Origin of the sequence: Bacteroides cellulosilyticus, assembly GCF_020091405.1 — a bacterium.
In the GTDB taxonomy this organism is placed as follows: domain Bacteria; phylum Bacteroidota; class Bacteroidia; order Bacteroidales; family Bacteroidaceae; genus Bacteroides.
Genome location: NZ_CP081903.1, coordinates 5767639 through 5781546 on the forward strand (window position 1 = coordinate 5767639; position 13908 = coordinate 5781546).

General features: G+C 44.4%; 7 protein-coding genes and 1 pseudogene. 2 read left to right on the plus strand and 6 right to left on the minus strand.

All coding sequences use genetic code 11. The annotated features are described in order from the left end of the window. Positions 1-15: 15 nt before the first annotated feature. Positions 16-3282 (plus strand): SusC/RagA family TonB-linked outer membrane protein, encoded by a 3267-nt coding sequence (locus K6V21_RS22145; RefSeq protein WP_224319889.1) that lies wholly within the window; start codon positions 16-18, stop codon positions 3280-3282. A 20-nt stretch (positions 3283-3302) separates the two neighbouring features. Beyond that, entirely contained in the window at positions 3303-4631 is a 1329-nt protein-coding gene (locus K6V21_RS22150; RefSeq protein WP_224319890.1) for a RagB/SusD family nutrient uptake outer membrane protein, read from the plus strand. Positions 4632-4736: 105 nt separating this feature from the next. Here K6V21_RS22150 and K6V21_RS22155 read toward each other — a convergent pair. The 6 genes and pseudogenes from K6V21_RS22155 to K6V21_RS22180 all read right to left on the minus strand — a co-directional run bounded on the left by K6V21_RS22155 (position 4737) and on the right by K6V21_RS22180 (position 13893). Continuing rightward, positions 4737-6889, minus strand: a pseudogene (locus K6V21_RS22155) (glycoside hydrolase family 97 protein). A gap of 2 nt (positions 6890-6891) precedes the next feature. Beyond that, entirely contained in the window at positions 6892-8061 is a 1170-nt protein-coding gene (locus K6V21_RS22160; RefSeq protein ID WP_224319891.1) for an FN3 domain-containing metallophosphoesterase family protein, read from the minus strand. A 19-nt stretch (positions 8062-8080) separates the two neighbouring features. Beyond that, positions 8081-9289, minus strand: a complete 1209-nt coding sequence (locus tag K6V21_RS22165) for a glycoside hydrolase family 27 protein (protein WP_224319892.1) — start codon at positions 9287-9289, stop codon at positions 8081-8083. A 33-nt stretch (positions 9290-9322) separates the two neighbouring features. Further along, the gene (locus tag K6V21_RS22170) at positions 9323-10402 is read right to left on the minus strand and encodes a PHP domain-containing protein (protein WP_224319893.1); all 1080 of its coding nucleotides are present in this window, start codon (positions 10400-10402) and stop codon (positions 9323-9325) included. A 20-nt stretch (positions 10403-10422) separates the two neighbouring features. Continuing rightward, a complete protein-coding gene (locus tag K6V21_RS22175) occupies positions 10423-12417 on the minus strand; it encodes an NPCBM/NEW2 domain-containing protein (RefSeq protein WP_408912624.1) in 1995 nt (664 codons plus the stop codon). A 333-nt stretch (positions 12418-12750) separates the two neighbouring features. After that, positions 12751-13893, minus strand: a complete 1143-nt coding sequence (locus tag K6V21_RS22180) for a glycan-binding surface protein (RefSeq protein WP_224319895.1) — start codon at positions 13891-13893, stop codon at positions 12751-12753. Positions 13894-13908: the final 15 nt, after the last annotated feature.

A 13908-nucleotide genomic window follows, 5' to 3' on the forward strand; every position in this document is an offset into this window, starting at 1 on the left:
TTATTATTTTAACGGATGAAAAGACGCTTATCTGTCGCATTCCTATTACTAATAGGAACGTTCACGTACGCCCTTGCCGCAAACCGGCAGGTAGAGGGTGTAGTCATCTCTTCTGAGGATAATCTGCCTCTCATCGGCGCTTCTGTCTATGTGACAGCCGATGATTTGAAGAAAGTTGGGAATAATCAGTCCACCATTGGTGTCATTACTAATATTGACGGTCAATTCTCCATCTCCATTCCGGAGGGAGTTACCCGTTTTTATTGTAGTTATGTCGGCTATGATGTACTGGAAGTAAAGCTCATACCGGGCAAGAATAAATATGATATCACTCTCCAACCTTCCGCCCACATGCTCGATGCGGTAGTTGTGACGGGATATCAAACTGTGGAACGCCGTAAGTTGACGGCCGCCGTATCAAAGATCGATATCTCGGACCAGATGATGGGTGCAACCAAGAGTATAGACCAAGCATTGGCCGGACAGATTGCCGGACTTTCCGTAAGCAACATTTCCGGTACTCCGGGTGCTCCTGCCAAAATCCGTATTCGCGGTACATCCTCTCTGAATGGTACGCAGGACCCTTTGTGGGTGCTGGACGGTATTCCATTGGAAGGAACGAACATTCCCAATATGGAAGTATTGAAAGACATCGATAACATAGGTCAAACCGCTATTGCCGGTCTGAATCCTGCCGACATCGATAATATCACCGTTCTGAAAGACGCTGCCGCAACTGCCATTTACGGTGCCCGTGCCGCCAATGGTGTAATCGTGATTACTACCAAGAAAGGTAAAGTGGGCAAACCGGTTATTAACTTCTCCACTAAACTGACCTATTCTCCAAAGTTGAATATAGACCGTTTGAACCTGTTGAACTCAGAAGAGAAAGTAGGTCTGGAACTTGACTTACTGGCATCCGGTTATCCATACAGGGAAACCAAAGGCGAGGTATACCGCATTATCTCCGGGTTGGGAGAACTCAACAATTTCAAAGACGGAGGTTGGAACGCCTTGTCATCCAATGCTCAAAGCGCAATAAATAAACTGAAGGCAACAAACACAGACTGGAGTGATATCCTCTTCCGCGACGCATTCACACAAGAGTATAACCTGTCTCTTTCCGGTGGTAGTGAAAAGGCAACTTACTATACTTCTTTCGGATATATGAAAGAGAATGGTAACGTTCCGAATGTATCTGCCGAACGTCTGAACTTAGTGATGAAGACCAGTTATAAAGTGAACAGCATTCTGAAAGTAGGTGCCTCTATGTTTGCCAACCGCCGTAAGAATTCAAGTTATCTGCCGGATTCGGATGGTTTAACCAATCCGATATTCTATTCTCGTCTGGCTAACCCTTACTTCACGCCATATGATGCCAATGGTAACTACAATTACGACATCGACGTGGAGAATGATGTGGATATGGACTTTGGCTATAATCCGTTTGAAGAACAAAGAAACACCACTAACGAAACCACCATCAACGGGCTTTCCTCTATCTTCGATGCAGAGTTGCGTTTTGACGATCGGTTCAAGTTTACTACCCAACTCGGACTGCAACTCGATAAGACTTCCATCGAGAAGATTGCCGACGAAGAATCTTTTGCCATGCGTAAGGAAAAAAAGAATCACCGCAGCAATGGTGTAACTTACCTACCCGCGGGAGGATTCCATAAGGCCAACGAAAATTCATTGTCCCAACTCACTTGGAAAGCGATGGGAGAATATCGCGATACCTACAACGACATCCATGAGTTCGAAGTAATGGTAGGAACAGAAATCCGGAAGACATGGGAAGAAAAGCTATACAGTGCCGGTTATGGATTTGACCGCAAAACGCTGACAACAAAGCCTATTATATTCCCGGAAGAGAGCCAGGCATTCAAGTTACATGAGAAGGGCCATGTGGAGAACGCCTATGTGTCCGCTTTCTCAACCCTGTCTTATTCTTTATTGAACCGCTATACATTGGGCGGAAGTATCCGTTTCGACGGTTCCGACCTTTTCGGTGTAGACAAGAAGTACCGCTATCTGCCATTATATTCAGTCAGTGGTTTGTGGCGCATTTCCCAAGAACCTTTTATGGCAAGTGCCAAATGGATAGACAACCTAGTAGTCCGTGCATCATACGGTTTGCAGGGAAACATTGACAAGAACACCTCTCCTTTCCTTTTGGGAAATTACAGAATTGAGAATATCCTGCCGGGAGGTTCAGAAGATATGATTGACGTTTCCGGTGCACCGAACAAAAAACTGCGCTGGGAGAAAACCCATTCGGTAAATGCAGGATTTGATTTTGCTGTATTGAATCAGGCTATCAACCTGAGTGTGGACTACTACTACAGAAAAGGTGTAGATTTGATCGGAACCCAGATGTTACCGCTGGAAACAGGTTTCGAAATGCTGACCGTCAACTGGGCCAGCATGCGAAATCAAGGTGTCGAGGTCGCTCTCAGCACACGCAATGTCCACACCAAGAATTTTATGTGGACCACTAACTTCAACTTCGCATACAACAACAATAAGGTACTGAAAGAAGCACTGCGCGAAGATGCCTTGGAACCGGGACGTGAAGGTTATCCCGTAGGAGCCTTGTTTGCCTTGAAAACAGCCGGGCTGGATGAAGAAGGTTATCCGATGTTCCAAGACAAAGACGGAAAAGCCGTATCGGCCATGGAATTCTTTAAACTTCAGGAATGGGGATTCGGAGCAACCGACCTGACAGCCCGCGAGCGTCGTGAACTTTACACGTATGTCGGTACTGCCGACTGCCCTTATACAGGCGGTTTCAATAATACTTTCACCTACAAGGCTTTTGAACTGGGTGTCAACTTCAGCTTCGACTTCGGTGGAAAGGTACGTAGTCAACCCACCTACTCTATCGTTGATTTCGACAAAGGACGTAACACGAACCGTGATATCCTGAATCGTTGGACTCCGGAAAATACGGAAACGATCTTTCCGGTTCTGCTGAGTCAGAACGAACGTCTGGACGAATATATGTGGTATTCAAATCAGAATGAAATATACCGTAACCTGGATATTTGGATCAGAGACCTGAACTATGTGAGATTACAAAATATTCGGTTGGGCTATACATTGCCTACTAACTTCAGCCGCACGTTGGGAATGACTTCCGCCACAGTTGCCATAGAGGGACGCAACTTATTGGTATTCGGCTCAAGCTACAAAAACTATCTCGATCCGGAAACCATGTCCAATGCTTATGCAACACCGGCTCCCAAGTCCGTGACCTTAAGCCTGAACTTGATTTTTTAATTTTATAGAGAGTAACAACAATGAGAAAGATATATATCATGTTATTGATGAGCAGTGTAGTATTGCTGACTGCTTGCGATATGTTGGATATCCAGCCTACGGGAAAAGTGATACCCCAGACCTTAGCTGAGTACAGAGCGTTGATTGCCACAGCTTATAAAAACGTTCCCGATGCCAGAGGACTCGCCTGCTTCCGTTCTGATGAACTGTATGTAAAAGATGATAGTTGGGAACAGGACCGTTACGGTAAAATAGAATGTTGGGATGACTTCAGTGCTCCGGGACAGACTACTTCCTTTGAATGGAAGAACTTTTATAGTATCATGTTCACCGCAAACTATACCATAGAAGAGCGGAACTCAATCAATGAAGGAAGCGAAGAGGACATCGACCAATTAATCGGTGAATGTTATCTGCTCCGTGCATACATGCATTTCCTGTTGGTAAATCTCTACGGACAGCCTTATACCCGTCCGGGAGCGTTAGAAACGAAAGCAGTGCCACTGAAGCTGAACAGCGATATCAACGAAATTCTGAAGAAAAATACCGTTGCACAGATTTACGAGGCTGTACTTTCGGATATCAATGAAGCAGAGAAGCTGATTAATAAGGATGCCTGGGAGCAAAAATTCTCTTATCGCTTCACAACCCTATCTGTAAAAGCTCTGCGTGCCCGCGTATTATTATATATGGGACAATGGGATGATGCATACAAAGCTGCCGAGGTTGTTCTTGCCGAGAAAAATAGTCTGGAAGATTTCAATGACGAAGCCTTTATGCTGCCAAACCACTATCAGTCTGTAGAGAATATCACAGCCTTGGAACGCGGCATGAGTTCCAACTACACTCAGGCAGCGGCTCTGTCCGAAGCTTTAGCATCTTCATACGGAGAAGGAGATTTGCGACTGAATGCCTACTTTAAACCAGCTGACAAAAATGGTTATCGTTTCAGCCAGAAGAGTGGAAGAGATGATTTCCGTTGTTCCTTCCGCGTAGGTGAAATGTATCTGAATTCGGCAGAAGCAGCAGCACAATCGGACAAACTGCCCCAGGCACGTACCCGGCTGCTGGAGTTAATGCAGAAACGCTATACACCGGAGGCATACGCAGCCAAAGCTACCGCCGTCAATGCCATGGCTAAAGAGGTATTGATAGAGGAAATCCTGAACGAACGTAAACGTGAACTCGCTTTCGAAGGACACCGTTGGTTCGACCTGCGCCGTACAACCCGCCCACGCATCGAGAAAGTCCTCAAAGGAGGAACTTATGTGCTGGAACAGGATGACCAACGCTATACGATTCAGATTCCGAGAGAGGCGATTGCGGCGAATCCGGAGTTGTCGAACTGACAAAAAAGGAATCTCCTTTCTCGCATTGCTATGATGATTGAGAAAGGAGATTTCTTTTAATAAACTATTATAGATCAACGCATAGAATAATTCCTATTTTCATTTTCATTTCCATTTCTTTACCGCTTCTTATCCGCCTGTGTAGCCTCAATCAGGCTCAACGCAAAACCACCACTGCGTGCCAGTTTCACAGACATTTTAGTTTTACCGGTTACCATCCCCTTCTTTATCTGATATGCAGTAGGATTCTTTTCATAATCAGTATCTTTGCCATCAGTATACAGCGTTGCCACATATTCTTTTCCCGGTTCCAGAAAGTCGAGGGTAAAAGTAGAGACACGGGCATTTTCATCTGTAATGCCACCTACAAACCAGTTGTCTGTACCTTTAGCCTTACGAGCTACGGTTATGTAATCACCCGGTTCGGCTTCAAGATACCTACTGTCGTCCCAATCAACGGCAACATCTTTAATGAATTGGAAAGCATCCAAATGACGTTCATAACTTTCCGGCAAGTCAGCCGCCATTTGCAACGGGCTGTAAAGAGTGACATACAAAGCCAATTGCTTGGCCAGGGTCGTATGAATCTGACCATGATTCTCACGGTTCAAAAACGTCAGGCAGATATCAAAAATACCGGGAGTATAATCCATTGGCCCGCCAATCAAACGGGTAAAAGGCAGCAACGTGGTATGGAACGGCTTGTTTCCGTCATAGGGTTCGAACTCTGTGCCGCGTGCGGATTCATTACCCATCAAATTCGGATAAGTACGGCACAAACCAGTAGGACGCACCGCTTCGTGGGCATTCACACAAATCTTATATTCGGCTGCTTTTTTCACAGCATACAGATAATGATTGTTCATCCACTGTCCGTAATGATGTTCACCACGAGGAATAATATCGCCGACATAGCCGCTCTTCACCGAGTTGTATCCATTATCTACCATAAACTGATAAGCCTTGTCCAAATAGCGCTCGTAATTACGGACGGAGGCAGAAGTTTCATGATGCATCATCAGCTTTACCCCTTTACTTTGCGCATAAGCATTCAGCATCTTCACATCAAAATCAGGATATGGCGTAACAAAGTCGAAAACAAAGTCCCTTGAACTTCCTCCCCAACTCTCCCAGCCTTCATTCCAGCCCTCTACCAGTACCTGGTCAAGACCATGTTCGGCGGCAAAGTCAATATATCTTTTCACATTCTCATTATTGGCGGCATGGCGGCCGTTCGGTTTAATCTTCGTATAATCATTTTCTCCAAACCTCATGGCAAGCAGTTCATCCGTATAGCTCCATGACTTCATACCCGTAATCATCTCCCACCACACACCGATATACTTCACCGGCTTAATCCAGGACACATCGTCATAGGCGCAAGGTTCATTCAGATTCAGGGTCAGCTTGGAAGCCAGAATATCACACGCATCATCGCTTACAATAATGGTACGCCAAGGAGTTTTGGAAGGAGCCTGCATATAGGCTTTATTGCCCAGAACATCCGGTGTCAGCCACGATTCAAAAACCAGATTCTTATCATCCAGATTAAGATGCATACAAGAATAATCCACCAAAGCTGCCTCATGCAGGTTGATATATAAACCGTCGTCCGTCTTCATCTGCAAAGATGTCTGGACTCCTGTAGGCGAAAATACCATTTGTGAAGCATTGACTGTCACAGCTCCTTTCACCAGACCACGGATCTCGGATAATCTGGACTCGGTGTAATCATACTCTTGCGTATCATAGTCGCCCGGTATCCAGAAAGCAGTATGGTCACCGGTCATGGCAAACTGGGTATGTTCTTCTTTTACAATGAAATAATTCAGATTTCTCTGCAACGGAAATTCATAACGAAATCCCAAACCGTCATCATAGAGCCGGAAGCGGATAATCATATTCCGGTTCTGGCTTTTCTGACTTAGAGTCACCACCAGCTCATTATAATGATTACGGATTTGCCGAACCTCTCCCCATACAGGTTTCCAGGTCTCATCAAATGTCGAGGTAGCAGCATCAATCAATGTAAAGTTATCCATCAAACCCGGATCATCCTTTAATTCCAAACCTAATTTGGAAGGTTTCACCACAGCCTTACCTTTATAAAAGAGTTCATATAACGGTTCTCCTTGAACATTCACAGAAAAGTTCAGACGGAGATTACCATCCGGTGAAGTGATACTTTCAGCCATTATTGCTCCACAGGTTAGCAGAAATAGCAGGAAACTAAATAATCTTTTAGACAAACATTCCATATTCAATGATTTATATATATTTTATCTACTATATCTCCATTCATATTCTTTATTTCCAGATACAGTTTATCTTCCTGCACCACGCCTTTCAACACCGTATTACTGGAATTATCAATAACCGGGAAACGCACTTTTTCCGTCGGTTTATTATTAAAGTACTGGTGTAAATGTCCACAAAGCATCACGTCTACTCCGCCTTCATTCAATATAGGAACAAATTTCTCCGCAACTTCCGCCTGTCCATGCCATAAGTCTTCATCGGGAAGAGGAGGCATATGGGCAATAACCACCTTAAACTTCGCATCCAGAAAATCCTGCGACTTTACGGCTTCGGAAAGCCACTTGGCTTGTTCCGTACGGTAATTGTCATAATCCGTTATACCATGATACTCTATATCCGAGTCGGGTTTGTCCTCGCCTGTATCCAGAAAAATGAAACAGACCGGACCTTGACGCAACAGGAAGTACAGATGAGGTTCCTTAGGAGAGAAATAGTGCTGGAAGGAAGTTGCAAACAAACCACGTGTCTCATGATTTCCACGAGCGTAATACATCGGTTTCTTTGTAGCAAACAGTTCAATGGTGATATCCATAAAACCTTTGAACAGGTCTTCTTCATCCATCAGCCAGTTCATCATGTCACCGTTGTAAATAATCATATCCATTTCTTTGTAGCCGGCAATGTCCAACAGTTTCGGGATATAATCTGTATTGCCATGAATGTCGTTCAGCATGATAAAAGAAGTCGTCGGCTTATTGCGGTCATTTGTCGTGAACTTCAGAGTGCGACGATCATAAATACTGGGAGCAGCCACATTTCCATAAATGATTTCTTCTCCTTTACGCTCCAAAACTTCCTGGGAGTAAATACGATAACGATAGCTGGTACCGGGCTTGAGACCGGTGATACGAACTGCATGCAATTCCGAAACATTCTTCACCCCATTCGTAGAATCAAAAAACTTGGTTCGTTCAAAACGGTAATAGCTTGTACCATCATCCGGTGCCACTTCCACCCAACCAACAGAAGCTTTATTAGCCATCCATACAATAGTAGTTTCCGTTTCCTTCAGATTCTGAAGATACGGACCATGTTTTATCGCGATTGGTTCCTGGGCAAATCCGGCAATAACCGTAAGCGCACATATTACGCTAAATAAAAATCTTTTCATGACAATAAGTTTATCTATTTTATTTTTTGTTTTTAGGAGTCAACTTAACCAAGACAACACCATGCGCAGGAATCTTGAAACTCAGATTATCACTGGAAGTTCCGAGATATTTATTCTTGTTCCAGATATCGCATACATCATATTCCAATTCCCAAAGTCTGATATCTGCAAAGTGAAGATGAGATTTGTCCTTTCCAAATTTATACTCAAATGTCCATGGCTGCTCATCACGATTGAAAAAGCACACAGCAGCTTCTCCATTAGACAACTGTTTTACCCAGATTTCATGTTGTTCTATTTTCATGTAACGACGTCCTTGTATACCCAACTTATCCTGATTCACAGCTATCACGTCTTTATTCATCAGGATAGCCTGTGTTTCCTTATCCATGGTCCGCAAATCATTTCCTGCCAGCAGTGGAGCAGCCAACATACACCACATGGTAAAATGTGAACGATTCTCTTCGGGAGTGAGTACTCCATTACCTACTTGCAGCATATCAGGATCATTCCAATGTCCCGGACCGGCATAAGGATATAAGTCTGCATTCTTATCAATGATGTCTACCACACTACATCCTCCCCAGTGCACCGTACCTTTAAAGGCATTGATAATATCGCCCGTAGTTCTCCACAAATGGCCGACACCCTTTGCCCACGTCCACGGTTTGCTGCTCCCCCATTCGCAAATAGAGAATACAATGGGACGGCCGCTGGCTTTCAAAGCATCACGCATAGTACGATAAGCTCCCTGAGGACTTTGAGCCTCATCAAAACACCAGTCATATTTCAGGAAATCAACTCCCCATTCCGCATAAGTCCGGGCATCCTGAAACTGGTATCCACGGCTTCCCGGACGTCCGGCACAAGTCAGCGAACCAGCACAGGAATAGATACCGAACTTCAGTCCTTTGGAATGTATATAATCCGCCAGCGCCTTTATGCCGGAAGGGAAACGTACCGAGTCGACCACGATATTCCCATCTGCATCACGGCCCACCTGCCAGCAATCATCAACATTTACATAAGTATAACCGGCATCTTTCATCCCGTTTGCCACAATCAGGTCTGCCATATCCCGTATCTGTTGCTCATTGACATCACAGCTAAAGCAATTCCAGCTATTCCACCCCATAGGAGGAGTTAACGCCAGTGAATCGGCACCCTCAGCACGAACAATAATGAACGTACATACAACTATTACAAAACACAAAATTCTTTTCTTCATAGTACTATTGGTTTTAAAATTAAAAATAGAGTTCTATCGCAAAGACGCCACATCAATCACCAACTGGCTGTTATCCGTAATATAAGTGTTAGTGAACTTTACCTTATCATTCAAGCGAACCTTGAATTCTACTGTAGCATTTCCTAAAATAGTACCTGCCTTATTATCCAGTAAGATTTCAAAGTTCAGTGTCGACTTATTCACTACCTTCACCAGTGCCTGGTTACCACTCACCTCCTTCACCTCGTATGCCAGACACGCCTTTACCAAAGCTGTCAGATTCTTTTCCGAACCAATCAGAATATCCCCGAACTTCACAACGGAACGTCCGGCAAACAATGCTTCTTTCACGCCTTCGTGCGAACGTTTCCTGGCAAAGATTATAGTCATCGGACCATACTGTTTGTCAGTCCGATAGGTCTGTTTATACACACCGTGGATATCGGTATTACCCATATACGTCAGATTATACTCCTTACAATAGTTGAATGCTTTCGGATAATACTCAAAGCCGTTCACCAGCTCCACACCATGTATCTTCTTTTGGTTAATCAAATCCTTATGGACTTTATAGATAGTACTCGTATCATTCGGCCAACCCGGATGATTCCACATGATGAAGGCCCCCTGTTCCAAGGCATTGTCTATGGCCACCAACGGATCTTCTACATCCAAAGCGTTCGCATCTTTCAGGAAAAGAGCATTGATATGCCCCAGTGGTTTGGAACGGGTTATCTCAGCACCCGGAATCACAACCAGATTAGAACTGTTTTCCACAGTCTTCGCTCTTTTGTAGGACTCATTATGATCGGCTGTGATAAACTTGTTCGGACGATACTCTATGTGATCAGTTATAGCAATCACATCCAATCCGCAGATAGCACCTTCCCACACCCGGTTTTCAGGTTTCACATCTCCGTCAGAGAAGATGGTGTGAGTATGGAAATCACACTTCAAGGTTTTGTATCCCTCTACGTCGGGAATATAGACATACTCTCCCGAATAAGGCTGCTGTGCCTCCGGAACCTTCACCACATCCAGGCCCTGCAATTGTGCAGAGACCCGGAAAGTGAAAGCCGACAAAAAAGCTAAGGACAGATATAACTTTTTCATTCTTTTCTATTTTGCTGATTTTATTTCGTCGGAGTAATCTTTACGAAAGTAACACCATGATAGGGCACTTTAGTCTGGAAGCTGCCATTCACCTCTCCCAAGTCTTTTTGCCGCCACAAATCACGAACCGTTGCCTTGCCGTCAATACCTAGTTGCTTCAAATCGAAGTTGAAGCCATAGTCACGCATCTGCATAGCCTCGGCATCATCCTGATCCCAAAGGATAAAATAAGGATCTACGTGGAAGAAACCTACTGCATAAGAACCGTCGTGCAACTTCTTAGACCAGATTTGCCCGTTCTCCACCATCATCTTCCTGGCAGGAGCTACCAACGGATCCTGGCTGATTGCTATCACTTCATTGTTCGTCAGAAGATTCAGTGTGAAGTCATCCATATTTGCCATGTCACAACCGATCAATAGAGGAGATGAAAGAAGACACCACAAAGAGATATGAGAATATTGTTCGTCCGCGGTCAGATAAGAATCGTGTACCTTGCTTCCCCAACCCTGACCGAGTTTTCCTACCACCAGCATATCAGGGTCGTTGTTTCTGCCCGGAGCAGTAGCCTCGGCACAAACATCCTGGAAAGTACCGATGGCAGTCACCACATTCCATTCATCCGTAATATCGCGGGTGGTACGCCATTGGTTGCCGCCTGCTTCGGGAGCCCAGTTCCATACATTGGGCGCTCCGTAACCCACACAATAAACGATGTCGCGGTTCACCTTGTCCAATGCTTTGCGCATTACGATATAGGGTTCCTGAATTGTTTTTTCTTCCGAGTTTTTCTCAATCTCCAGATAACCGCAATAGTCATACTTCAAGTAGTCGACGCCCCAGCGCTCCCACGTCTTGGCATCAATTTCTTCATGCTGATAGCTGCCCACATGTCCACCGCAGGTAATGTGTCCCGGAGAAGAATAAATACCAAACTTCAGACCCAGGCCATGAATATAATCAGTCAGTGCTTTAAAATCAGGAAACTTGTCGTTGGAGAGTATCTCACCTTTCTTGGTACGCTCAGGTGCTTCCCAACCGTCGTCGATATTCACATATTCCCATCCATAGGCATGCAATTTCTCATTCATCATCCGGGCAGCGTCACGCACTTTCTCATCGTTAACGGAAAGTCCCCAGCAGTTCCAGCTGTTCCAACCCATTGAAGGAGTCAGTGCTATCCCGTCACCGATTTTAATGGTCACCTCTTTTACAGCCGTACCTTTATCGTTGGTAGCCTTCAACTGTACTTTATACTCACCTTTAGTGGTTGCTTTACCGGTGATATGACCAGTAGACGGATTCAGTTTCACACCTGCAGGAAGTCCGGTGGCCTCAAACGTCATCGGACGATTGCCGGTAGCCATGACCGACCACAAGAAAGGATTTCCAGGACGTGCACCGTATACCAACGGATTATTGATGACCGGAGTTTCGGGAGCCGGCGGTGTCAGGATGTACTTTTCCTTAGCAACCGGTTTAGCCCATGCGGGGATAGGTTTCACATCACCACGGGTAGTAATCTTCACATTCAGCCAGTCGGCATGGTCGTACATGATGCCGTCGCCACACTCTTCTACCAACAGCAGCACCTTATCCACTCCCTTCAGTTTCACATCGAACTCCTTAACCGGATCGCCTTTCTTCATAACGCCGCTCGTCCAAAGTTCCTTCTTATCGCCAATGATCTTGAACTGAAGTTTTCCTGCAAACAGATTCTTATCGTCAGCACCTGCCAAACCGGATATTGACACTGCCTTGCCACCAAGATCGTAGAGTAAACGGCTGATGGAGTGGGCACCAAGTCCACGTTCATAAACCACTCCATTCACCGTAAGAGGCGTATGCACCACGGAACGATTAATCTCGACCATACCCCAATCCTGAACATAACAGGAGTCTTGTCCGAATTCGTCCAACCAGACTTCTTTAGTAGGCCCGTTATCACAAGACTGCAAACTCCAGGCACCTATCAACATTGCAGCTAAGAGCGCTGCACACTTTTTCATCTTCATATTCTTTTAATTCTAATAAACTGTATTTTCAAAATGTGGCTCATCCGGCAAATGCGTAATTTAATAAATATCCATCTATAATCTTGTTTATCAAAGCATTGCATTTACCGATATTTTTTCATAGATGTAAAAGCATTTACCACTGTATGTAACGACCTTTACCCCTTATTGTAACGGCCTTTACCTCCTATTGTAACGACCTTTACCTCGGCATGTAAATGGAGTTACCATTTAGCGTAAACAAAGTTACCATTTGGAGTAAACTGAATTACCATTTAGAGTAACTGGATTACCACTACTACATTTACCGGATGAACCTTAAATAGTTTGGTTTTAATCACCCTTTTTATAGATACGTATATTGTCGAATGAGAAATTACGGGCAATATTGGCATCTATTTCAAGACGCATATTGAAACTGGTATAAGAACCCGGGTAGTTATCCGGATAGTCAGTAGATTGAATGACAGTAAACGGCAATGTAATGGTTTCCCAGCGATTGAAGTTCTGAACATTGAAATCCGTTGCAATCCAGTCACAAGTAGGAGCCGCCCAATACAGGTAATTACAGAACTTAATCTTATCCAGAATAAACTGGTTTGCCGTGCGGAACTCACATTTCACCACATAGTTCTTACTGGATTCAAGTCCCAACATATCGGCAGTGTATGCAATACCTCCCCTTTCGGCAATATACCACCAGCCGGAATATTCTGATTTATCGTCGATACGCAGGAAGTTACCGCTAAGGCGTTGAGGATCTTTGATGTCAGTCACCACATTGGTCATACTGGTAGGCAAGTATTCGTCAAAATCCATAATCATGAACTCACGGTCATAATAACGGCCCGGACAGATAGCTTCCACATCCCATTTCGTACCCTTCACCTTGACTTTGATATTCTTATCAACGTTAACGGGCACTCGGGCAGTCAGGTAATTATTACCACTGCTGATGACTTTGGAAACTTTACCGTTAAAATCGACTACCGCATTCAAAGAATCTATTTCATAAAGTTCGAAGAAGTCGCCATAAATCATAATGGTATCACCCGGATTGGTGTATTCATTGAACATACGATCCAAACGGAGTTGGGGAGCGTTAGCCTTGAAAGGCACTTCCTGGCAACCGTGAGCATTGTATATATAAATCTTATCCGTCTCTTTCGTAGGAAGTTTCACCGGAATCTTCATGAACAGAATATTGTTTTCCGTATATACCTCCAGCATATCCAACGCCACATCATTAATCAAAATCGAATCGATATTGTGTACATCAAGCCCCGTGCCGTGTACGGCAATAAAGTCGCCCATAGCAGCCTCCGTAATCGGAGTATTCATATCATCAAGAGTTGTCACGTTGGTAAGCTGTATAGGCATTGAATTATCCTCATCGTCCGAACAAGCCGTAAACGATAGTCCCAGCAACAGCACACCACCCAAACATATATTTCTGAAATTCATTATATTTTTCATTGCATTATCTATTAA